The following is a 22109-nucleotide window of genomic DNA, read 5'->3' on the forward strand; positions in this document are numbered from 1 at the left end:
CTCTGTCGGTTGGATCTATAATTATCATAATACCAAACGTCACTGCGCTACATGTGCGTGAGGTTCAATTCGAGTTCATTCACGACACTCCGAAGGAGTTCGGGGAGTTCGCCATCGAGTCGGTCTTGGTTCATTCGGTGGGTCGGACCGGCAACGGCAAAGGCACCGAGGACGTTCCTATCTGGGGCCATGAGCGGAACTGCCACCGCGCGCAACCCCTTCGTACTCTCCTCGTTGTTGTACGAATAGCCACGCTCACGGATGGCTTCGAGGTCGTCCAACAGTTCATCCTCGTCAACGATTGTTCCCTTGGTTGCCCGTGGGAGCCCGTTTCTCGCAATCAGGTCGCGGACGCGCTCGTCCGAAAATTGTGAGAGAATCGCTTTTCCAGCGGCGGTTTGATGGATGTGGAACCGTTTCCCAACTCGACCCTTCGTGAGCACGCCTCGTCGCCCCGTCTCGCGAAAGAGAACCACTGCTCGCCCGTGCTCTTCTGTGGTAAACTGGGCTGTCTCCTCTGTTTCTTCTGCCACTTCGCGGAGCTTTTCTTTGATGATGCGCGCTCCTTCGATCTGATGTCGGACATGCGCACCAACGTCAAGAAATCGGAGACCGAGATGGTACTGGTCGGCTTTCTTGGTCACGAGATCGTGTGACACCAGCGTAGTGAGGTGCTTGTACACCGAACTTTTCGAGAGCTCTGTCGCGTTTGCGAGTTCGGTCACTCGCGCCCCTCCCCGTTCCTGTAGCTCTGTAATGATGGTGAACGTGTTGTCCAAACTTTTCAGTGTTGGAGGGTTGTTCCCACCCGTTTTCGACCCGGAATTTTTGTTTACCATGCTTGAGTCACTTGTTTTGAGCGTTTATATATAAAGTTCACTTATACGAGAATTCATTAGGTGACACCACTGTCACGGTGCGCGATATATCGCCCTGTCCAAATGGTTATTAGTCCCACCTCCAATTCGTGAATACATGTGTGAGACTGTGTGTCTCGAAAGAGACCTACGTACGACGCCTCGTGTTACTCGCGAGTCCCCCCGAGAACGGTTCGAAAACTCGATTTCTGCGGTAGCCCTCGAGTGATTTCTATGGAGGAAAACCAACCCGTCATCGTCAGCGCGGTGCGGACGCCACAGGGCAAACACGGCGGCGTGTTCGCAGAGGTGCGAAGCGAAGATCTGTCGGTACCGCTCGTAAACGAGATGCTTGCCCGGACCGGGCTCAGCGGAGAACAGGTCGATGATCTCCGGTGGGGGTGCGCCCAACAAGAGGGCGAACAGAGCAACAACATCGCCCGCGTCATCGCACTGCTCTCAGACCTCGGTCAGACCGTCCCGGCGACGACCATCGACCGGCTCTGTGCCTCCTCGGCGGAAGCCATCATCTCCGCCTCGGACGCAATCCGGGCGGGCCAACGCGACTGTATCATCGCCGGCGGTGTCGAGTCGATGACTCGCGTGTCGCGCCAGTACGGCATCGGCAACTATCCGGGCATCGCTGCTAATTGGAACCCAGACGACCTCGAGATGGGTGCGACCGCAGAGGCCGTCGCAGAACGATACGACATCTCACGTGCAGCGCAGGACGCCTACGGCGCGCGCTCTCAGCAACGGGCGTGTGCTGCCACCGAAGAAGGCAAATTCGACGACGAAATCGTCCCCATCGACAACGGCGAGGAGAAAATCACGAAAGACGAGGGCCTGCGCCCGGGGACGACCGCAGAGAAACTCGCTGGACTTCCGCCCGCGTTCAAAGAAGGTGGGACGGTTCATGCAGGCAACGCCTCTCAGCTCTCAGACGGTGCCGCAGGCGTCATGGTCACCTCTCGTGCCTTCGCCGAGGAACACGACCTCGACATCCTCGCGGAAGTCGGCAACAACAGCGTCGCCGGTGTCGACCCCGAAGTGATGGGGATTGGCCCTATTCCGGCGTGCAAGGAACTGTTCGAACGCTCTGGGACGACTGCGGCAGACTACGACCTCGTCGAGTTGAACGAGGCCTTTGCCAGCCAGACGCTCTACTGTCAGCGCGAACTCGGCTTCGACGACGAGCGCTTCAACGTGAACGGTGGCGCAATCGCGATTGGCCACCCGCTCGGGGCGAGCGGCGCACGCCTTCCGGTCACGCTCATCCACGAGATGCACCGTCGGGGTGCAGAGCGCGGGTTGGCGACAGAATGTGTGGGCTACGGCCAGGGTGCGGCCATCGAGTTCTTCCTGCCCTGACCGGTGGCACCGCTTTTCGAACGCAAGTCACGAAAAAATTGGCCGACCACTTAGAGCAGCTGTTTCGCGATGATGGTCTTCTGTATCTCGCTCGTCCCTTCGTAGATTTTGGTGATGCGCGCGTCGCGGTAGTAGCGCTCGACGGGGTGGTCTGAGACGTATCCTGCGCCGCCGTGGACCTGGATGGCCTCGTCTGCGACCTCGACAGAGCGCTCTGAGGCGAACAGCTTCGCCATACTCGAAAAGCGTGAGGCGAGGTCTTGGTCGCCTTCTTCGACCGCGGTCGCCGCTCTGTAGACGAGCGAGCGGGCAGCCTCTACGTTCGTTGCCATCTCTGCGAGTTTGTGGCTGATAGCTTGGAACTCAGAGATTGGCTTGCCGAACTGCTCGCGCTCCCCGGCGTAGTCAAGTGCGGCATCAAGTGCGCCCTGTCCCGCGCCGACGGCTTGCGCGGCGACGTTCGTTCGACCTGAGGCGAAAAACTCCATCAGTTGGTAGAAGCCTTCGTTTACCTCGCCGATGACGTTTTCCTCGGAGATGCGCACGTCTGAGAGGCGAAGTTCTGCGAGGTCGGAGGCGCGGATGCCGAGTTTGTTGTCGATTTTATCGGCGGTGAGGCCGTCGACGTCTGTGGGGACGAGGAAGGCGGTGATGCCACGATGTCCCGCGTCGGGGTCGGTTTTGGCCATGACGACGGCCACGTCAGCGACGGTGCCGTTCGTAATCCACATCTTGTTTCCGTTGAGGATGTACTCGTCGCCGTCCTTCTCTGCGCGCGTCTCGATGCCTGCCACGTTCGACCCGTGGGCTGGCTCGGAGATGGCGCTCGCAGAGGCGGACTCTCCGGCGGCGATTTTCGGGAGCCACTCTTCTTTCATCCACTCGGACCCGAACTCGATGATCATGTCCGTCCCGAAGCCGGCAGAGCCCACCGCAGAGCCGATGCCGGGGTCTGCGCGCCACAACTCTTCGGTCACGAGGACCGACGAGAGCTTGTCCATTCCCGCCCCGCCGTATTCGAGCGGGATGTTGGGTGCCACAAAGTCGAACTGTGCGGCCTTTTTTCGGATGGCTTCTGGGTATTTCTTTTGCTCGTCGTGCTCGCGGGCGACGGGAACAATCTCGTTCTCGCCGAACTCCCGGACTGCCTGCCGGATAGCTCGGTGCTCGTCTGAAAGGCTGAACGCCATTACACCTTACTCACAGATACACTGTTAAGAAAATTCCGACGGTCGTATCAGATGAGTCACACCCGATGGCGATACTTGCCACAAATTCCCGTCTGTGTGGCGTCGTAGTATCTACTCCTTGCTGAGTTCGAACTTCTGCACCTTGCCGGTCGTCGTGCGTGGGAGTTCATCGACGATGGCAACCTGGCGGGGGTGTTTGTACGCCGCGAGGTGTTCGAGGCAGTACGATTTGATTTCTTCTGCGGTTGCCTCAGCACCGCTCGCAAGGACGACGAATGCTTTCACGGTCTCGCCGCGGCGTTCGTCAGGAATCCCCGCGACGGCCGCCTCCGCAACCGCAGGGTGCTCGTAAAGCAGTTCTTCTATCTCACGTGGATAGACGTTGTATCCACCGGTGACGATCATGTGTTTGTCGCGGTCGACGACGTAGAAGTAGTCGTCTTCGTCCCAGTAGCCGAGGTCGCCGGTGTGGAACCAGCGCGTCCCATCTTCGTCGGTGAACGCCTGCTCGTTCGCCTCGGGGAGGCCGTAGTACCCAAGCATCACGTTCGGGCCGCTCACGACGAGCTCGCCGACGTGGGTGTCGAGGTCCACCTCGTTTGCGTCAACCGGCCCACGTTCGACGCGCGGGCGCGTTTCGAAGTCAGAACCGACGATTTTCGAGGAGACGCCGTCGAGCGTTCGACCGATGCTCCCTTTGCGGCGGGCACCGGGTTTGTTGGCGTGCGTCGTCGGGCTGGTCTCTGTGAGGCCGTAGCCCTCATACAGTGCGACATTGAACCGTTCTTCGAAGCGTTCCAGCACCTCGATTGGGAGGCTGGCCCCGCCCGAGTTGACGAACCGAAGCGACGTGAGGTCGAACTCGTCTGCGTTCGGTTGGTTTATCATGTCGTTGAACATCGCCGGAACGCCGTACATTACCGTGAGCCGTTCGCTATCGATGGTCTCCATCACCGTTTGAGCGTCCCATTCGACGATTGGATAGTACGCCGCGCCGTTGATGATGGCCGCGTTCATCACAGCGGACATGCCATAGATGTGAAAGAGCGGAAGGGTCCCGAGGAGTTTATCCGCAGAATGGATTCCCCCATCGAGTAGCTCTGCGTTCACCCGGCTGGTCCAGGCGAGGTTGTGGTGGGAGAGGAGCACCCCTTTTGGGGTGCCGGTCGTCCCCGACGTGTAGGGTTGGCAGGCGACGTCGTCATCGGCTCGCTCGACGGCCGGAATGGTGTGGTCGGCGAGGAACGCCTCGAAATCGGTTGCGTTTGCGGCCGGCTCGCCAACGCTCACGACGTGTTCGACGGCGGTATCTGCGATGATTTCTTCGACAGCTGCGGTGTTCTCAGCGAGGGTCACGACTGCGCGTGCCTCGCTGTCTGCGAGGAGGTGCTCGATTTCGCGGGCTTTGTATTGTGGGTTCATCGGAACCACAACGCCGCCGGCTCGTAGCGTCCCATAGAAGGCGGTGACGAACGCCGGAAGATTCGGCAGGTAGATGGCGACACGGTCGTCCGCACCAATGCCCCGCTCTGAGAGCGCGGCGGCGAATTGACCGGTTCGCTCCCACAGTGTTTCGTAGGTCATCGACTCCCCATCGAAGACGATGGCGGTTGCCTCGGGCATGGCCTCTACGGTGTCGCTGAAGTCAGTAACGAGGTTTGTCATCCGTTATCGACGTGATGGGAACTATCATGATAAGCGTTCCTCTCGCGGGAGTCGGATGCGCTCACCACCCGTAGTATGCGTCGTGTCTCTGTGGCAAACTCTCCACACGCTTTCGAAAGTTTTGGGGCAATCAGTGCATTGAAATACTATCGTTTTGTAACGGAATAACATGAATGACGATAGTAGACAGTCCCACAGCGGACGGCGTAGGTTTCTAAAGACGACGGCTGGTGTGGCAGGACTTGCGGCGTTGGCTGGATGTACGGGTGGGTCAAGCGATAACGACGGGGGCGGCGATGGTGATTCGGGCGGCAACGGTGGTGGCTCTGGAGGCTCTGGAGGCTCTGGAGGCTCTGGCACCACAGATATGGTGATGACCACGGCTACCGAAACGACGGCGGCCTACGCGATGAGTCAGGGCATCGCGGCAGTGGTCAACGAGAACACTGAAAAGGTTCGTATCGACGCCCGCCCAAGTGAGGGAACGAACGCCAACATCGGGCGACTCGACCGTAAAGAAGTGCAGATCGCCTACATCCAGAACTGGACTGCGGCGAAGATTAACGCAGGCGAAAAACCCTTCGACAACCTCTCGTTCACCCCAAATCAGGTGTTCCACCTCTACGACCTCGGTTGGTTCCTCGCAACGCCGAACGAAGGCTGGGAAACGACCGACGACATCGCAGATGGTGCGAGGGTCTCCCCAACGCCGCGTGGCTCCGGGACAGCAGAAATGCTTGAAACCGCCCTTGGATATGCGGCTGCTGGCGACTACGAACGCGTCAGCATCGACTACGGCGGGCAAGGCAGTGCCATGAGCGAGGGCCGCCTCGACGTGGGTGCCTCTACGTTGGTCAACTTCTCCATCGAACCTGGCTGGCTTCAGGAGATGAAGGGGACGGTCGACCTCCGAATGCTCGGATGGAGCGACGAGGCCATCAGCAAGATGGAAGAAGACCCCGGTCTCCTCCTCACCGAAGTGGACACGTCCAAACTGGAGAACTACGCCTACACTCCACAGCCCACGATGATGCCGTCACTTGCGTACAACTTCGTCGTCCGCAACGACTTCAGCTACGACGCAGTGTACAACCTTCTGACGACGCTGTACGAGCATCGTGAAGGACTTGGTGAATACCACGGCCTCCTCAACAAGCTCGCAGAAGGCGACTTCTGGGTGAAAAACGCCTACGACGGCATCCCGTTCCACCCTGCCGCGGCTGATTTCTACGAGGAGCAAGGTCTCTGGTCAGATGAGTTCACTCGCGGAGAGGAGTAGGCACTCCGACCAATGGCTTCCTCCACGCTTTCGCGCGAACGACTCCTGTCGAGTGCCATCTATCTCATCGGCGTGGTACTCACGATCTATACGTTTTACTACGCATTCGACCGCCCGTTCGTTCGCGTTCGCCATTCGAACATTTTTCTCGGGGCGGGTGTCGCACTCTTCTATCTCTATGAGACGAAGAAACATGTCTTCGGGACTGATGACTTCAAAGCGTACCGCGACCGCGATATCGACCACGACGGTTCGCTCACCGGGCGGCTGCGGTCGATAATAGGGCCATATGACGGCTACCTCACGTTGGTGAGCGCCGCGCTCGCCGTCGTGCTCGCAGCCTACATCGAATTCAACTTCGAGCGCCTCCAGTTTGACGCGCCCGTCCTCGGCTATTCGGAGGTGGATTTCATCGTAGGTGCACTCATCGTCGTGCTCGTCTCTGACGCCACACGCCGAGCCTACGGCTTTGCGATCACCTCTGTCGTCATCGCCGCGATTGGGTATGCGATGGCTGGCCCGTGGTTGCCGGGCTTCCTTGGTCACACCGGTATGAACTGGCAGGACGTTGCCCGCTTCGGGGCAGTCGGGCTCTCGGGGACGTACGGGTTTATTCTCGGGGTCGGGACGACGTGGGTCGCGGTGTTCATCATGTTCGCTGGCATGGCGAAAACCTACGGCGCGCTCGATTACATTCTCGACGTGGGAACCGAACTCGGCAATAAACTTCGCTCGGGCGTCGTACAGGTTGCCGTCATCTCCAGTATGGCGATGGGGTCGATTACGGGGAGTGCGGCCGCGAACACCGCAACCACCGGGAGCTTTACCATCCCCATGATGAAGCGCCAAGGTGTCCGGTCAGACTTCGCCGCTGCTATCGAGAGCGTCGCCTCCTCGGGCGGGCAGATGATGCCCCCCGTGATGGGCGTTGCGGCATTCATCATGGCCGACATCTTGCAGGTGCCCTACGTCCGCATCCTCCAAGCCGGTATCCTGCCCGCGCTGCTCTTTTACTTTAGCGTCGGCATCGCAGTCCAGTTCGCCGTCCTCAAGTATGGTTGGACGACGGAAAAGTCCGGAGAGTTCGACCGGAGCATCCTGCGCAAGGGCGCACACTTCGCCGTGCCGATGGTGGTGCTCATCTACACGCTCGTCGTCCTCAGATTGACTCCACTCAGTGCGGGCTTGTACACCTCGGTCACGATGGTCGTGACGATGTTCGTCCGTGACCTTCTCGTCGGTGGTCCATCGGTGGACACGCTTGTCGACACGACTCGGAAAACCTTCGAAGGGTTCAGAGACGGTGCGGTGGACATGGCCCCGCTCGTTGGCGTGCTCGCGTCGATGGGCGTCATCATCAGCATGCTCACCCAAACCGGCCTCGCACAGAAAATTAGCATCCGGATGGTCGGACTGGCTGGTGGCGTCCTCATCTCGGTTCTGTTGATGGCGATGGTGCTGAGCATCCTGTTCGGGCTCGGAATGCCAACGCCGGCGGCGTACATCCTTGTGGTCATCCTCGTCGCCCCGGGTATCATCCAGATTGGCGTTCCTGAGATTACTGCACACCTGTTCGTGTTCTACTTCGCGATGCTGTCGGCTATCACGCCGCCGGTAGCGGTGGCGGTCGCCGTTGGCTCACGGATTGCCGATTCGAACTTCCTGCAGACGGGTATGCAGGCGATGCGTATCGGCGCGCCCGGTTTCTTCATTCCGTTTGCGTTCGTCACCAACCCGAGTCTCATCTTCTGGTCGTTCCCGGCGACGCCGCTCCACGCGATTATCGTCTTCATTGGCGTCGTCGCACTCGTCGCGGCGACAACTGGCTACGACGGCCGCCATGACCTCGGATTCCCCCACCGTGGGGCGTATCTCGCCCTCTCGGTAATCACCCTCTACGCGCCGATGACCCTCGTTCAGATTGGCGCTGGAGCGCTTGCGTTCGCGGGTCTCACGCTGGCTCACCTCGACCGGCTCCCCGCAGTCGTCACGCCGGCGGAGTAACGCAACACTGCGTTTTCTCACCATCATCGTTCGTGATTTCCGGGGTGGTGACGCCCTATTACTTCTGCACAGCGCTCAAAGCTATTGCAGTGAATGCCCAAAATCTATTGGATGACCGCAGCACAGGTTAATGACATAACTATGGCGGTTAGATGGTTATGAAATATATTTTATGTATGTCGTTCTGTGCCGAGAAGGCAAAAATTTTTATCTGCTTCCGTGAGAAATAATTCGGCAGATGTGGTTGTTTCGGCGTTAAAACTATTTTTAAGGATAATTGTGAGTGGATTTGGTGCTACCCCGACCCACTTTTTTATGATCACGAGATTTCGAAGATAATGGGCGATTTGAGTGCGTTGGCGCGATTCTAGTCCACTACTAACGAACGGGTATGCTCTCCCAACCCATCAGACAGATAATTATCATAATATTTCTTCGTATATATGGAAACGGGTATGAATTTCGATACAGCACTCAATTTCGCCAGCTACACTGGACACGCAGTCGTCCGAATTATGAATCCACTCGAGAGTGGACACACAATCTACCCGAATCGGTTGTGATAGTCGAACTAGTTTGGACAGTTTGGATAGATTGTACAAATAGGCTGCATTGGCTGTCTTTGGTGTGTTGGCCGGTTCAGTTCACCCAGTTTGCGTCGAGAAAACTCGTCTCCGCACGAACCGCTGTTTCTGCATCACGGACCTCATCACCGACGAACACGGCAGACCCAGCAGCCACGTTCAACTTCTCGAAACACCGTCGGAGGGGAGCTGGATGTGGCTTCTGTGCGACAAGGGTCTCTCTGCCGACGATCACATCAACCGCATCGTGGCAGTTAAAGCGGTCGAGAACACGGTTTGCGGCCGCCACCGCATTGAGCGTGCAGATTCCAACCGGACAGTCGAGCTGTGCGAGGACGTCGAGCAGCGCAAGGGGCTTGCTTGCTTCGACAGCAGCAGTCTCGTGGGTGGCGAGACATTCATTGAACTCGGCCCGCTTCCCGATTTCGACGGCGAGGCCGTGGAGTTCGTTCGGTGCGTACGACCGAACCCCTCCTTCGAGGTGTGCGCCGAAAAGGTCGGTTAACTCGGCTTCGACCACTCGCCAATCGACGGCAAGGTCGATGAGCGTGCCGTCTAAATCGAACACGACGCCGTCGAATTCGTCGAGGGCTGTTGGCTCCAGTTGGTTCATGGACGACCCCATCTCGCTTGGTGGAGTAATGTCCACGCAGTCACCATCTTCGAGGTCGAAAAGGGTACGCAGGTGGACGGGGGCGAGCACTTCCACTTTGTCGTCTGGGTAGTCGGGGACGTGGGGGACGATAACCGCGCTGCGCACGCCGTTTACGCGACAGTCGTAGAGGTCGATGCCTGCACAGTAGTCGTTGCTGACCTCTGGGACGAACTGACTCGGGAGGCGGTCATGGCCATCCCAGTCTGTGATGTTCAGCGTTCCGTAATACGGCGCAAACGCGAGCGCATCGGCGAGTTCGTCTGCGGCGAATGCGACGAACTCACTTGCGCGTCCCTCGCCTGAAACGACGGTCCCGTTCATACCTTCACATTGGAACCAGCCGTGATGAACGCTCCGGGGGTACCTGACAAATCGACAGGTGAGAGCAAATAAATAGCGTCGGATGGTACGACCTGACATGGACGGCAGAGACGCCACGCATCCGTGGAGCGTCACCACGATAGACATTTTCGACCAGCTACGCGACCGGGCCGCGGCGGGCAAGCAATCGGTGCTCGTCACCGTCGTAAACGTAGACGGCTCCGCCTACCGTCGCCCGGGGGCGAAGATGGCTGTAACTCCAACCGGCGAACCGCTCGGTGCAGTGACGCCGGGCTGTCTCGAAGACCCCGTCATCGACCTCGCACAGGACGTCGCCCGCGAGGGCACGCCCACGATTGAGGTGTTCGACCTGACTGGCGACGACGATACGTGGGGCTTTGGCCTCGGCTGTAACGGCATCATCACAGTTCTCATCGAACCGCTTGCTGCATCCTTTGAGGCGGTACTCGACCGACTTGCGGCGGGAGAGAGCGCCATCTCCGCGACGGTGATAGCAAGCGAAACCTCCACGCTGTCGGTAGGCGACCGGTCGGTCTTCGACGGTGAGGGTACTCCCGTCAGTGTCGACGACCACGATGTCGCGGACCAGTTTGGCGAGGCACTTCGAAACCGCGTCACGGCGCTCTCACCGAACGGAACCGAACGAGTCACTCTCGACACTGATGACGGCGAAGTCACCCTCTTTCTCGATGGGATGACGCCCCCGCCAGAACTCCTCATTTTCGGGCATCATGGCGACGTGGTTCCCGTGACCGAGGTCGCTCGAAACGTCGGCTTTCGCGTCACCGTCGCCTCTGCCCGCGGTGGGCAGGCAAAAGCCGAAAACTTCCCGGCAGCAGAGACCGTGGTGAAAACTCGCCCCCCGGAATTGGGCGGGCTGGTTGATGACCCAACGCGCACCTACGCGGTCATCATGTCGCACAACTTCATCGACGACCGCCTCGCCTTCGAATCGCTTCTCGACACCGAGATTCCGTACATCGGGTTGATGGGGCCACGAAAGCGCTTCGAACAAATGCGCGACGAGTTCCGCGAGGAAGGGCGCACCTTCACGGAAGCCGAACTCGCGCGGGTGGCAACGCCCGTTGGCCTCGATTTAGCAGGCAGCGAACCCACCCAAATCGCCCTCAGTATCGTCGCTGAAGCCCTCGCGGTTGCCAACGACCGCGACGGTGGGCGGCTGACCACGAGCAAAGGCCCGATTCACCCTCGCTAATCACAAGACTCTGAGGAGGAAGCCCACTCCTTTAGGAGTGGGAGGAATCCGACAAGCCACTCTACCAACCACGAGCGATAGCAAGCAGACTCCCCCACGCCAATCCATACCATTATAAAGAGTCTGTTCGATATGTGAATTAACGATGGAGGTGATTCGTACCGTCAAAGTCAAACTAGACGTACCAAACGAGCGGTTCGACGACCTTCATCAGACCAAAAATCAGTTCCTCCACTGTGCGAACACCACCGCAGAGTGGGCGTGGAGACACCCGAACGACTACTGCGTGACCTCGAAACAGAAAGCCGAGAAAGCCCTCTACGAACGACTTCGAACCGAGACGGAATTGACTGCAAACCTCGTTCAGAAAGGGATTCGTCGGGCTATCGAGGCCACCAAAAGCGGTGTCACCCGACTCAAGAAAGGTGACAACACCAGCCAACCACACTTCGATGCGTGGAGCGTCGTCTACGACAAACGTTCTGCGACGTTCCACCGCGACCACGTTTCCCTCTCAACGGTAAACGGTCGCGTTGAGTGTGACTACGTGATTCCCAACGATGCTGAGGGAACACCGATTGGGGAGTACCTACTGAACGAAGACTACGAGTTCCGTATGTCTACATTGCAGTACGACCGCCCCACAGAGTCGTTCTACCTCCACGCACGGATGCGCCGAGTCGAAAGTGACGAGCAGTCCATGACTCCTTTTGACGTTCATCAGACGGAGTCTGATGCAGCCCATCAGAACGCTTCGCGTTCTGAGGACGCCAAGCACAGAACAGTCCTTGGTGTTGACCTGAACGTGGATGGCTCTCTTGCTGTGACTTCCACTGGCGCGTTCATCGCGAACGCCGACGAGATGAATCATAGACGCCGAGAGTTTGAGAAGACTCGCGGGGCGATGCAACAGGCAGGAACGCGGTCGGCACACTTGTCGATTCAGTCGATGAAAGACCGCGAACACCGCTGGATGCAAGACGAGTTACACCGAGCATCTAATCAGATTCTCGAAGAAGCCCAAGACCACGACTGTACGCACATCGCCTTCGAGAATCTGACCGACATTCGCAAACGGATGGCTGGTGCAAAACGATTCCACGCGTGGGCGTTCCGACGCCTCTACCAATACGTCGAATACAAAGCCGAGATGCTCGGTGTCGTGGTCAAGCAAGTGAGTCCCGCCTACACCTCCCGTCGGTGTTCGTCATGTGGGTTTACGCATGAATCGAATCGGCGGTCGAAGCACCAATTCGTGTGTCAGAAGTGCGAGTACGAACTGAACGCGGACTACAACGCGAGCAAGAATATTGCTCGTAAACTGCTCAAGAAACTCCACTCGGGGCAGAAGTCTTCGGGTGGAGGCGCACCCTGTCAGTGTGCGCTAGCGTCAGGGACGCTGAACCTGAATGGCGATTTCCACGCCTACTCCGTTACGGAGTCAGAAGGGGAGTCCACTGACAAGCCCACGACTTCAGTCGTGGGTTACTGACTCCCACGGGTTCGCGCCGAGGGCGGCGAGCACCGTGAGGACGGCAATCGCAATGCCGACGAGGATGACGGCGACCGGCAGCGCATTTTCGATACCCAATGTCGTAAACGACACCCAAATCTGGACGGGCATCGTCCGCGGGTAGTATGCGAGCATGATGGTCGCGCCGAACTCACCGAGCGACCGCGCGAACGCGAGCGTCATTCCGGCGAGAATCCCACGTTTTGCGAGCGGGAGCGTCACCCGTCGAAACGCCCCACTTCGGGTCGTCCCGAGGGTGCGTGCGGCTTCTTCGAGCGTCCGGTCGACGCCGTTAAACGCCGTCGTCGCGGTCACGACGACGAACGGTGCGGAAACGAACGTCTGGGCGATGACGACGCCGACGAGTGAGCGGGTGAGGGAAATCCCCCCGAGCGAAGCGAGGCTTCCGACCGTCGTGTTCGGGCCGACGAGCATCAGGAGGATGATACCGCTCACGATCGGCGGTAAGACGAGCGGCAGGGCGACGATGCCGCCGACCAGTAGTTGCCAGCGAGAGCGCGTCCGTGCGAGCCAGTAGGCGAGCGGGACGCCGAAAACCGTTGCGAGCAGCGTGCTCACCGTCGCAGTCGTCACCGAGTTCGTCGCGGCATCGACCACGACTGGACTCTGGAGCTGTCCGAACACGGCCGATGGCGACTGGGTGGCAAACAGTGCAAGGAGCGGCGCGAGAAAGTAGAGTGCGAGGGCTCCGCCGAGCAGGAACGTGACACGAAGCCAGTCCCAGCCTGCCAGCCTACGCGTCGAGTGCGTCTGGGACATCTCCGGTGTAGGTAGGGTAGTTTTCAGGGACGGTGAAGCCGAACTCGTGTAGGTACGACCCGGTTGTGTGCGCCGCAAACACTGACGCCACCGACTCGGTTTGCTTCCCGTCGGGTATCGTTGCACCGTAGCTGATGACGCCGCCGCGAACTTCTTTGCCATCCGGAAGCGTGTACCTTGCCGTCTCGTATTCGCTGGCGGCGGCGGGGTCGCTCAGGTCGATTGCCGTTGGAAGGTTGATGAACGAGTAGTCGCGTTCGACGGCCATGTTGCGGTAGGTGACTGCGGCGTCAATCGACCCAGTTTCGAACTGGCTTACGAGTTGGGTCTCTGGGTAAATCTGTTCGCGGTCGGGAATCGCTTCTCGCAGATTTTCGTCGGTGTCGTAGTGGTGGGTGGCGAGTTCGAGCATGAACAGCGTCCGGTAGCCAAGTGGGTCGACGTCAGGGTCGGTCCGCCCGAGCGACACCTCACCAGAGAGTAGCGGGCGAAACCACCCCTGCTCACCCGCCGCAGCTATCCGCTTGCCTCCTTCTGACGCCGGGTCGTACGAGATGACGAGTGAGTTGGTCGCGAACTCAGCGTACCACGCGGGATGGAGCGGGCCATCGAACAAGGCTACGTCTGCAAGGGAGACAATATCGGGGGCCTTCTGCCCGTCTGCGACGAGGCGGGCGACTTGCGCAGAGCCGTGGGCTTCGATTTCGAGGGGCACGTCGAGACTCGGACGAAGCCCGTTTTCGAGTGCATTGTTGAGGCTCCCGGCTGCGAGAAGGAACACGGGCGTTTCCCTGTTCGATGTGCCCGAGGCGAGGCAGCCTGCAAACGAGGTCGCAACTGCCGCCCCGGCGGCGAGCGCCTTCCGCCTCGTGAATCCGTACCGCGTGTCCATAAAACAACCACTGGTGATTACGGTATAGGTGTTACTAAACCACAAACGGTTACGAATGGTCTGGGCGTTCTGTGTCGAGGTCGCTCGTCGTGTCGATGTCGATTCTGACCCCGGGGTCGTCCGTCTCGACCAGTGCATGCTGGTCAGCGCCTTTGAAAACTGCTTTGCCACCCGTATCGCCGTCTACCTCACCCAGTGCTTGGAAGTGCTGTCGGTCGAACAACACTGGATTTCCACGAACGCCCTCGTAGGCGGCAGCGAGTGCCGTTCCTTCGCCCGCTTCGTACGCCGAAACGAGCGATCGGATGGTAGCCACCGAGACATACGGCATATCTCCGAGTGCGAACACGGCGGCATCGACGGTGTCGCGTTCGGTGAGAACTTGCGCCGCAGCGCGAACCGACGTTGCTTGTCCTTCGCGGTACGATTCGTTCTCGACAATCTCGAAGCCCAGACCGGCGAGCGCGTCACGAACCTGCACCGATTCGTGGCCAACGACGGCAATCAGCGGCGTAAGCCCGGCCTCTACGAGCGTCGCTGCGCTTCGCCGGACGAGCGGGACGCCGTCGATTGCTTCGAGCAGTTTGTTTTTCGCTCCAAACCGGGTGCTCGTGCCAGCCGCGAGCAGCACGCCACAGACTTGTTGGCTGTCGGTCGTCATTCGACGGCGGTGTAGGGGACGACGTTGACGGTTTCGCCGCTCGAAACGGCCTCTTCAGTGATGAAAAAGCCATCCGCACGAGAAGCGCGCGTCGAAGACGAGAGCACGCTTGGATTGTAGACCTCGTTGTATACGGCTAGCGAAGAGTCAACGTGACCGAGCGGCATGGCTTCGCCGTCTTCGAGCGTCACCGGAACCACGTACTCGAAGCCGGGCGCGCCGAGGCCGATATCGCGAGCGAGGCGGGCTGAGACGGTCGGAAGCGTCGTCTCACCGACGAACAGCGGGCGAGCGACGAGTGACGTGATGGTGTGTGCGCCAACTGGCTTCCCGGGTATTGCGAGCGCGACAGCGTCGTAGTCGTCGAGGCGGGCGACCGCGATTGGTTTTCCCGGCCGGATGGCGACGCGGTGGAACAACACTTCACCGAGTTCAGTGAGCGCGTTGATGACGTGGTCTTTCTTTCCAACGCTCGTCCCGCCGGTCGTGACGACCACGTCGTGGTCGGCTGCGAGCGCGGCGATTCGCTCTGTGACCGTGTCATAGTCGTCGGGAACCGACCCTTCGTAAACTGGGTCGTGACCCCACGAGCGAACCAGCCCCGCGAGCATGGGTGAATCGAGGTCGGGCTGTCGGCCCTCGTGGAACTCCGTCCCGGTCGCAAGGATGCCAACGGAGAACCTCGTGTGCACGGTCACCGACTCGTGGCCAAGGTCTCGGAGCAACAGCGCGTCCTTCGGGGAGAGGCGCTCGCCCGCCTGAAACAGCACCTCGCCCGCTCTGACGTTGCTGCCGCGTGCGTAGGTGTAGGTCCCCGGTGATATCTCCGTGCCGCTAAGCAGTCCGTCTTCGACGGTCGCCTCTTCGACTTTCAACACCGCGTTCGCCCCGTCAGGAAGCGGCGCGCCGGTCGAAATCCGCATTGCCTCGCCGGATTCGAGTGTCGGTGGGCTATCCTCCGGGAAGATGCCACCTTCGCGCAGGCGGAGGGGATAGGCGTCGGTCGCGTCGAACGCAAACCCGTCCATCGTCGCCCGCGACAGCGGCGGTCGGTCTGCATCTGCAACGAGGTCGCTTGCGAGGGTTCGGCCGCCGATTTCTGCGAGCGGGACACGCTCCGTCTCTCGTGAAGACAGCATGTCGCGTCGGAGCGAGCCCACCGTCTTCGCCGCGTCGTCCCGACGCCACATATCGTGGTGTGTCATGATGGGTGGTCTGTGATACCACGACATAATTGTTCGCTCCGCGGATGATTTTGAGAATCGGTAGCCAAAAAATCGCGCACTTCGTCGTGGTCAGGAGTACTTGAGTTTGAGTTCGAGCTCGTTTGCCGCCCCGAGCAAGAGGTCTGGAATTTCGCGTTCGTACCGGTCACCTTTCATGCGGTGGGTCGGCCCGGAGACGCTGAGTGCGCCAACGACAGTGCCTTCGGGTCCGAACACGGGCGTCCCGACCGAGCGCAGACCTTTGACGTTTCCTTCGCGGTTGTACGCGACGCCGGTTTCACGGACGGTTTCGAGTTCCGCGAGGAGCTCACTCTTGGTCACGACGGTGTCCTCGGTGAGTTGTGGAAGCCCCCACTGGTCGAGCACTTCGTCTACGCGCGCCGCTGGCAGGTGAGCGAGAATCGCTTTCCCCACGGAGGTCGAGTGCAAGAAGAGCCGCGAGCCAATCCGAGAGTTCGTCTCGACTGCGTGTGGCCCCGTCGCGACGTGGACGTAGACGCCCTGCCCGTGTTCTTCGACGACGTACTGACAGCGCTCGTTCGTCTCTTGGGCTAACTCCTCTACCTTCGGCTTTGCGAGACGGTAGGCTTCCTTTCGGTTTCTGACGTACTCACCAAAGTTCAGAAACGAGAGGCCGATGTGGTAGGTGTCACCCTCTTTGGTGACGTGCCCGGCTTCGTGTAGCGTGGTCAGGTGGCGATGAATCGTGCTGTTCGCATAGCCAGTGTGTTCGCCCAACTCAATGATTCGCGCACCGTCGAGTTCTTTCAGCGCCGCAAGGATAACGAACGTCCGCTCAACCGACTTAACCCGGCTTTGGTGTTCGTTCATGCGTGAGTACTAGCGCGAGACCCTATATAGTATTCTGCATCGTGGAATCGACATCGCGACAGATGGGAGAGCGGCGCGCTGCCGCATCGTTCGCAATGGTGAACTCTCAAAGCAGGGACAAAAACGGTGTTTGTTTATGCGAGGCCGAGGTCGGAGAGAAGTTTGTCGAGTTCGGCGCGCGCTCCCTCCTTGACGTTGAGGCCGTGGGTCGTAAGCGCCACGTCGAAGTCGTAGTCTGCAAGGATCTTGATGTTTTCGAGGGCGAGGTCGTTATCCGCGTTCAGTGACGGCTTGATGGGCGCGAACGCACCCGACCACTCACCGGGTGCGGCCGCGAAGCTGTTGTGGTGGACGAAGGTGTCGCCGACGAACAGCGTGCCCGTCTCCTCGTGGAGGAACGACATGTTTCCGGGCGTGTGGCCGGGGATGTGAATCGTCCGAACGCCCCAGCGAACCTCGTCGTGGCCGAGTTCGACGTCTACCTTGATGCCCTTCTCGCGCAGCACGTCGGCTTCCTGTTTTGGGACAGCGACGATGGCATCGTACTCTTCGAGCAGGCGCGGCAGTGCGCCGTAGTGGTCGGGGTCTGTGTGTTCTACGACAATGACGTCCGGGCCGCCAAAGCCGTCGAGGAAGTCGATGAGTCGGTCAACGTCCGCCTCGAATCCGGTGCCGAACAACACCGTCTGCTCGCCTTCTAAGACGTGGACGGACACGGGTTCGTTCGTCATCGGGCGCGGTGGCTCTGGGAACATCGGCCGAAGCGTCTCGAACGAGTGAATGCCTTCTGGTAACATTACTCAACGATTGGGAGAGCGCTTCAAAAAGGTTTCTGATGTGGGAACTCGATTAGTCGTCCGCTGGTTTGCTATCAGCGAGTTTTCCCTGTGCATTTTCGAGTGCACAGTGAATCGACTCGTAGCCCGTACACCGACAGAGGTTCTCGGACATGTAGTGTTTGAGCGTGTCCTTTTCTGGCTCTGGATGCTCTTCGAGCATCGCCTTCGACATCATGATCATGCCGGAGGTGCAGTAGCCACACTGGAAGCCCTCTTCTTCTAAGAACGCCTCTTGGACGGGGTCGAGTTCGTCGCCCGTGCCAAGCCCTTCGATGGTCTCTACTTCCTTGCCATCGACGTTGACCGCGAGTTCGAGACAGGAGTTGATCGGTTCGCCATCGACGTAGACGGTACAACAGCCACAGACGCCAACGCCACAGCCTTCGGTCGTTCCGGTCAGTTCGAGTTTGTCTCTCAGCAGTTCAACGAGCGTGACGTTCGGGGTGATGGCGAGTGATTCGTCATCTCCGTTTACCGTCACGTCAATATCGACGGATTGGTAGGTTTCGGTCATTTGTCTTCTGCCTCCTGAACCGCGTCAAGGACGCGCTCTGGGGTGTACGGAATCGCCTTTACGTCCGCACCGGTCGCGTTGAGGATTGCGTTTCCGATGGCTGGCGAAACCGCGAACGACCCGGTTTCACCGACCCCTTTCGCGCCGTACGGCCCGTCGGGGTGGTCCACCTCGACGATGTGGTTGCCAACCTTCTCGGGCATGTCCCGGAACGACGGCACCTTGTAGTCGAGAAGTTGCTGATTCGTCTGCTGGCCGTAATCGAACACCATCTCCTCGTGAAGCGACTGCCCGAGGGCATGGGCCGCCCCGCCGAGAATCTGCCCGCGGACGCGGTCAGGGTCAATCGCCTGCCCCACGTCTGCGGCATTCTGGAGTTCTCTCACGTACACTTTCCCGGTTTCTGTGTCCACGTCGACAACCGCGCCGGTCGCGCCGAAGAACCAGAACACGGTCACCTTGTCGGCTTGGCCGGTTTCTGGGTCGTGGTGGCCGCCTTCGGTCGTGAAGTAACCTCGGCCGAGGAGCGTGCCACCCGCTTTCCCGAACTCGGCTTTCACCGCGTCACCGAGCGACATTTCGTTGCCGGAGTCTGCGTGGCTGACGACGCCGTCTTCGACCGTAATCTCGTTTGCGGCGACGCCCCACGTCCGCGCGGCAATCCCGCGCATCTGGTCTTTCGCGTCATCGACCGCGCGCATGACGGCGTTGCCCATGTGGAACGTCGTCCGGCTACCTGCTGTGATGGTGTCGAACGGCGACGTTGCCGTGTCTGGTTGGGCTACATCGACGTAATCGATGTCGATACCGAAGCCCTCACAGACGAGCTGGGCGAGCGTGGTTTTCACGCCCTGCCCGATTTCGACGCTGCTCGAATGTACCGTCACCGAGCCGTCCCCGCTCACGATGACGAGCGCCCCCGACGAGGAGGGCGTGATGCAGGCTTTGTAGCCACACGCAATTGCCCGTCCGCGTTTCAGCGCCGGGTCGTCTGGCTGTTCGAGCGGTTTGTCCCACTCCATTGCCTCTTCGACGGCTTCGATACACTCGACGAGGCCCACAGATTTGACCGGGACGCTCGTTGGGTGGGTCGAGCCTTCCTTGTAGCCGAGGCGCTTGCGGTACTCGGTTGGGTCGAGGCCGAGTTCGACCGCGATGGTTTCCATCTGCGCTTCGTAAGCCGTCACGAGCTGTGGCACCCCGAACCCGCGGAACGCGCCGGCGGGCGGTTTGTTGGTGTACACACAGTGTGAGTCGATGCTCACGTTCTCGATTTCGTAGGGGCCGGCGGCAGTGTAGCCCGACTTCTTCGTGATGCGTGGCCCGATTTCTGCGTACGCACCCGTGTCGTAGTACACGTCACATTTGCGGCCGAGAATCGTCCCGTCGTCTGCGACGCCCGTCTTTAGGACAATTTTCGTCCCGTGGCGGGTGATGGTCGAGAACGATTCTTCGATGTCCATCTTGAGCTTCACCGTCTCGTCTGTGAGGTACGCACAGAGCGCGATAATCGGCTCCGTCTTCGCGTACAGCTTCATCCCGTAGGAGCCACCGACTTGGGGCACGCGGACGCGAACCTTCGACTGTGGCATATTGAACATCGACGCGATCTCGTTGCGCACGAAGTGCGGACTCTGATTCGGCGTCCAGATCTCCATCGTGCCGTCCTGGTTCGCCCGCGCGGTGGCGACGAACGGCTCGAACGGCATGTGTTGGACGGGTGGCGACCGATAGGTGTTCTCGAAGACGTGCGCTGCTTCTTCCAAGGCAGCGTCTACGTCGCCGTAGCGAAGGTTGAACTGGAACGCTTCGTTCGTGTCTCGGCCCCCTTCGACCTGTTCTAAGTCGGGGAAGGTGTCCGCGGCTTCGAACTCTTCGTGGATGATGGGCGCGTCGTCTGCGAGCGCGTCGTCTACGTCCTCACAGAAGTCCATCTCGTCGTAGGTCACATCGATGAGGTCGATGGCTTCCTCTGCAATGTCGCGTTCGTCTGCGATGACGGCCGCGACGGGGTCGCCAATGTAGTGAACCTTATCGAGTGCGAGGACGGGCTGGTCTTTGATTGCCGGTCCGTAGTAGGGGTTGTACCCGATTTCGTCTTGGAGTTCGTAGATGTCTTTGCGTGTGATGACCCGTCTGACGCCGGGCAGTTCGAGTGCGGCGCTCGGGTCTACGTCCACGAGTTTGCCGTGCGGGATGGTTGCCCGACAGAGCTTCACGTGTTTGACGTCGGGGAACACGAGGTCGTCACCGTATTCGACGGTGCCGTCGACCTTTTCTTTCCCGTCGATACGCTCTACGTGCTTCGAGACGCTCGAATACGCCTTCTTTCGCTCGCTCTGCTTTTGTAGACTCTTAGACATCCGCTCTCACCTTCCGGAGCGCGCGCTTCGTGAACACGCCCGCCATCTGTTCTTTGTAGTTCGCAGAGCCACGCAGGTCGCTCGACGGACTCGACTGGTCGCGTGCGAGGTCGGCAACGGCGTCGATGTGCTCATCAGAGAGGTCGCCGTCTACCACGTCGTTGACGCCATCGAGGCGCAAGACGGGGTTGTGGCTGACTGAGTTCAACAACACTTCAACGTCTTCGAACTGGTCGCCGTTTGGCGTTGCGAACGCCGCAACGCCCACACACGGCCAGTCAACCTCGGAGAAGTATCGGTGTTTCACGTACGTCCCTCGTCGCCCGGCTTCGGGTTTCGGCAGGACGATTTCCGTGACGATTTCGTTTTCTTCGAGTGCTGTCTCGTAATAGCCCTTGAGGAAGTCCGTGAGCAGGAGTTGTCTGCTGTCGTCACCCGAACTCACCACAATCTCTGCGTCGTAGCCAGCGAGCACAGGTGGTAAATCGAGGTGAACGTCCGCGTGCGAGAGATGCCCGCCGAGGGTTGCGCTGTTTCGAACGCGAACCCCCGCAATCTCTTGGAGACACTGGACGACCGTCGGGAACTTGTCTTCGATGATGGCAGACCGCTCTACGTCGCGGAGTGTCGAGAGTGCACCGATGCGCACGCTGTCGCCGTCGTCTTCGATGAAGCGGAGGTCGTCTTCTAAGCCACGGAGGTTGATGAGCAGTTCGGGCGTATAGACGCCTTCTTTCATCACGACCGTAATCGCCGTCCCACCGGCGATGACCCGACTTCCGGGATGTTCTTCCAATTGTGTACAGGCTTCCCCCACCGTCTGGGGGAACGCCATATTGAAGCGCTTCATTCTGCGAGGGCTTGATTCTCTTCGAGTTCGGTTTTCATATTATCGATGAACCGGTCGGTCATCTCTTCGCACTTGTGGCGGAATGCGCTTTCGCCAAGCGAGCCAAGGCGGCCGCGGATGGCGAACTCGATACCGATTTCACCCACCGTTTCGTCCCCGTCGGCTTCGAGCGAGAGGTCGCCATCGACAGTTGCAGACCCCGGCATCCGCCCCGACGGCTCTGCTTTCGCCTCGACTTTCGCCGAATTTGGCGGCTGTTTGTCTGTGAGTTCGATTCGTGTATCAAACGTGAGGCTCGTGTACGCCACTTTAACCTCGATTTTTGCGTTGAATACGTCCTCCTCTAACTCCTCTACATCGACACAGCCCGGAACGCAGGGTGCGACGGTTTCAGGGGTGATAAAGAAGTTCCACGTGTCTTCCACGGGTCGTGCAACCCGGAATTCTCTGGTCACTTCTGCCATAATCGGTTGTCAC

Annotated in this window: 19 protein-coding genes; 5 read left to right on the forward strand and 14 right to left on the reverse strand. The window is 59.5% G+C overall.

The features are described from left to right. Positions 1–47: 47 nt before the first annotated feature. Positions 48–839 (reverse strand): IclR family transcriptional regulator, encoded by a 792-nt coding sequence (locus tag V5N13_RS16195; protein WP_336361654.1) that lies wholly within the window; start codon positions 837–839, stop codon positions 48–50. 252 nt (positions 840–1091) lie between these two features. On the opposite strand from V5N13_RS16195, the gene V5N13_RS16200 reads away from it, so the two are divergent. Beyond that, on the forward strand, positions 1092–2228 hold the full coding sequence (locus V5N13_RS16200) for a thiolase family protein (RefSeq protein ID WP_336361655.1): 1137 nt from the start codon (positions 1092–1094) through the stop codon (positions 2226–2228). A 50-nt stretch (positions 2229–2278) separates the two neighbouring features. Here the strand turns inward: V5N13_RS16200 and V5N13_RS16205 are convergent, their stop codons facing one another. Together V5N13_RS16205 and V5N13_RS16210 are read right to left on the reverse strand one after the other, a co-directional pair. Further along, entirely contained in the window at positions 2279–3418 is a 1140-nt protein-coding gene (locus tag V5N13_RS16205; protein ID WP_336361656.1) for an acyl-CoA dehydrogenase family protein, read from the reverse strand. A gap of 111 nt (positions 3419–3529) precedes the next feature. Beyond that, complete coding sequence (locus V5N13_RS16210; RefSeq protein ID WP_336361657.1) at positions 3530–5083, reverse strand: long-chain-fatty-acid--CoA ligase; 1554 nt, start codon at positions 5081–5083, stop codon at positions 3530–3532. 232 nt (positions 5084–5315) lie between these two features. Between V5N13_RS16210 and V5N13_RS16215 the strand changes: the two genes are divergently transcribed. Next, on the forward strand, positions 5316–6362 hold the full coding sequence (locus V5N13_RS16215; protein ID WP_336361658.1) for a TAXI family TRAP transporter solute-binding subunit: 1047 nt from the start codon (positions 5316–5318) through the stop codon (positions 6360–6362). A gap of 12 nt (positions 6363–6374) precedes the next feature. After that, positions 6375–8366 (forward strand): TRAP transporter permease, encoded by a 1992-nt coding sequence (locus V5N13_RS16220; protein WP_332900168.1) that lies wholly within the window; start codon positions 6375–6377, stop codon positions 8364–8366. Between the two features lie 639 nt (positions 8367–9005). Here the strand turns inward: V5N13_RS16220 and V5N13_RS16225 are convergent. Beyond that, the gene (locus V5N13_RS16225; protein WP_336361659.1) at positions 9006–9926 is read right to left on the reverse strand and encodes an HAD-IA family hydrolase; all 921 of its coding nucleotides are present in this window, start codon (positions 9924–9926) and stop codon (positions 9006–9008) included. A gap of 97 nt (positions 9927–10023) precedes the next feature. Between V5N13_RS16225 and V5N13_RS16230 the strand changes: the two genes are divergently transcribed. Together V5N13_RS16230 and V5N13_RS16235 are read left to right on the forward strand one after the other, a co-directional pair. After that, the gene (locus V5N13_RS16230) at positions 10024–11163 is read left to right on the forward strand and encodes an XdhC family protein (RefSeq protein WP_336361660.1); all 1140 of its coding nucleotides are present in this window, start codon (positions 10024–10026) and stop codon (positions 11161–11163) included. Between the two features lie 145 nt (positions 11164–11308). Further along, complete coding sequence (locus V5N13_RS16235; RefSeq protein ID WP_336361661.1) at positions 11309–12655, forward strand: RNA-guided endonuclease InsQ/TnpB family protein; 1347 nt, start codon at positions 11309–11311, stop codon at positions 12653–12655. Here V5N13_RS16235 and V5N13_RS16240 read toward each other — a convergent pair. The 10 genes from V5N13_RS16240 to V5N13_RS16285 all read right to left on the reverse strand — a co-directional run bounded on the left by V5N13_RS16240 (position 12638) and on the right by V5N13_RS16285 (position 22096). Next, positions 12638–13456 carry a molybdate ABC transporter permease subunit gene (locus tag V5N13_RS16240; RefSeq protein WP_336361662.1) on the reverse strand — a complete coding sequence of 273 codons (819 nt, stop codon included), beginning with the start codon at positions 13454–13456 and terminating at the stop codon, positions 12638–12640. The two genes, V5N13_RS16235 and V5N13_RS16240, sit on opposite strands and share 18 nt — an antisense overlap. After that, positions 13431–14348: an extracellular solute-binding protein gene (locus tag V5N13_RS16245; RefSeq protein WP_336361663.1), complete on the reverse strand. Its 918-nt coding sequence runs from the start codon at positions 14346–14348 to the stop codon at positions 13431–13433. Before V5N13_RS16245 ends, V5N13_RS16240 begins: the two co-directional genes overlap by 26 nt. Before the next feature lie 49 nt (positions 14349–14397). After that, positions 14398–15009, reverse strand: a complete 612-nt coding sequence (locus tag V5N13_RS16250; protein ID WP_336361664.1) for a nucleotidyltransferase family protein — start codon at positions 15007–15009, stop codon at positions 14398–14400. Beyond that, positions 15006–16214, reverse strand: coding sequence for a molybdopterin molybdotransferase MoeA (locus V5N13_RS16255; protein WP_336361665.1), 1209 nt, complete (start codon positions 16212–16214; stop codon positions 15006–15008). The genes V5N13_RS16250 and V5N13_RS16255 overlap by 4 nt, the downstream gene beginning before the upstream one ends. A 90-nt stretch (positions 16215–16304) precedes the next feature. Beyond that, entirely contained in the window at positions 16305–17066 is a 762-nt protein-coding gene (locus tag V5N13_RS16260; protein WP_332900161.1) for an IclR family transcriptional regulator, read from the reverse strand. 134 nt (positions 17067–17200) lie between these two features. Then, positions 17201–17863, reverse strand: a complete 663-nt coding sequence (locus V5N13_RS16265) for an MBL fold metallo-hydrolase (protein WP_332900160.1) — start codon at positions 17861–17863, stop codon at positions 17201–17203. 52 nt (positions 17864–17915) lie between these two features. After that, positions 17916–18419, reverse strand: coding sequence for a (2Fe-2S)-binding protein (locus tag V5N13_RS16270; RefSeq protein WP_332900159.1), 504 nt, complete (start codon positions 18417–18419; stop codon positions 17916–17918). After that, positions 18416–20782: a xanthine dehydrogenase family protein molybdopterin-binding subunit gene (locus tag V5N13_RS16275; protein WP_336361666.1), complete on the reverse strand. Its 2367-nt coding sequence runs from the start codon at positions 20780–20782 to the stop codon at positions 18416–18418. Before V5N13_RS16275 ends, V5N13_RS16270 begins: the two co-directional genes overlap by 4 nt. After that, positions 20775–21632, reverse strand: coding sequence for an FAD binding domain-containing protein (locus V5N13_RS16280; protein ID WP_332900157.1), 858 nt, complete (start codon positions 21630–21632; stop codon positions 20775–20777). Before V5N13_RS16280 ends, V5N13_RS16275 begins: the two co-directional genes overlap by 8 nt. Then, on the reverse strand, positions 21629–22096 hold the full coding sequence (locus tag V5N13_RS16285) for a CoxG family protein (RefSeq protein ID WP_332900156.1): 468 nt from the start codon (positions 22094–22096) through the stop codon (positions 21629–21631). The genes V5N13_RS16280 and V5N13_RS16285 overlap by 4 nt, the downstream gene beginning before the upstream one ends. Between the last annotated feature and the right edge of the window lie 13 nt (positions 22097–22109).

Origin of the sequence: Haladaptatus sp. ZSTT2 (assembly GCF_037081775.1) — an archaeon.
Lineage (GTDB): Archaea > Halobacteriota > Halobacteria > Halobacteriales > Halococcaceae > QDMS2.

What these genes read in the sequence shown, in the direction of transcription:
- V5N13_RS16205 (WP_336361656.1), bottom strand. Translation starts at nt 3,418, where the DNA reads ATGGCGTTCAGCCTTTCAGACGAGCACCGAGCTATCCGGCAGGCAGTC.
- V5N13_RS16210 (WP_336361657.1), bottom strand. Translation starts at nt 5,083, where the DNA reads ATGACAAACCTCGTTACTGACTTCAGCGACACCGTAGAGGCCATGCCC.
- V5N13_RS16235 (WP_336361661.1), top strand. Translation starts at nt 11,309, where the DNA reads ATGGAGGTGATTCGTACCGTCAAAGTCAAACTAGACGTACCAAACGAG.
- V5N13_RS16265 (WP_332900160.1), bottom strand. Translation starts at nt 17,863, where the DNA reads ATGTTACCAGAAGGCATTCACTCGTTCGAGACGCTTCGGCCGATGTTC.
- V5N13_RS16260 (WP_332900161.1), bottom strand. Translation starts at nt 17,066, where the DNA reads ATGAACGAACACCAAAGCCGGGTTAAGTCGGTTGAGCGGACGTTCGTT.
- V5N13_RS16250 (WP_336361664.1), bottom strand. Translation starts at nt 15,009, where the DNA reads ATGACGACCGACAGCCAACAAGTCTGTGGCGTGCTGCTCGCGGCTGGC.
- V5N13_RS16230 (WP_336361660.1), top strand. Translation starts at nt 10,024, where the DNA reads ATGGACGGCAGAGACGCCACGCATCCGTGGAGCGTCACCACGATAGAC.
- V5N13_RS16240 (WP_336361662.1), bottom strand. Translation starts at nt 13,456, where the DNA reads ATGTCCCAGACGCACTCGACGCGTAGGCTGGCAGGCTGGGACTGGCTT.
- V5N13_RS16255 (WP_336361665.1), bottom strand. Translation starts at nt 16,214, where the DNA reads ATGACACACCACGATATGTGGCGTCGGGACGACGCGGCGAAGACGGTG.
- V5N13_RS16285 (WP_332900156.1), bottom strand. Translation starts at nt 22,096, where the DNA reads ATGGCAGAAGTGACCAGAGAATTCCGGGTTGCACGACCCGTGGAAGAC.
- V5N13_RS16270 (WP_332900159.1), bottom strand. Translation starts at nt 18,419, where the DNA reads ATGACCGAAACCTACCAATCCGTCGATATTGACGTGACGGTAAACGGA.
- V5N13_RS16275 (WP_336361666.1), bottom strand. Translation starts at nt 20,782, where the DNA reads ATGTCTAAGAGTCTACAAAAGCAGAGCGAGCGAAAGAAGGCGTATTCG.
- V5N13_RS16225 (WP_336361659.1), bottom strand. Translation starts at nt 9,926, where the DNA reads ATGAACGGGACCGTCGTTTCAGGCGAGGGACGCGCAAGTGAGTTCGTC.
- V5N13_RS16220 (WP_332900168.1), top strand. Translation starts at nt 6,375, where the DNA reads ATGGCTTCCTCCACGCTTTCGCGCGAACGACTCCTGTCGAGTGCCATC.
- V5N13_RS16195 (WP_336361654.1), bottom strand. Translation starts at nt 839, where the DNA reads ATGGTAAACAAAAATTCCGGGTCGAAAACGGGTGGGAACAACCCTCCA.
- V5N13_RS16200 (WP_336361655.1), top strand. Translation starts at nt 1,092, where the DNA reads ATGGAGGAAAACCAACCCGTCATCGTCAGCGCGGTGCGGACGCCACAG.
- V5N13_RS16280 (WP_332900157.1), bottom strand. Translation starts at nt 21,632, where the DNA reads ATGAAGCGCTTCAATATGGCGTTCCCCCAGACGGTGGGGGAAGCCTGT.
- V5N13_RS16245 (WP_336361663.1), bottom strand. Translation starts at nt 14,348, where the DNA reads ATGGACACGCGGTACGGATTCACGAGGCGGAAGGCGCTCGCCGCCGGG.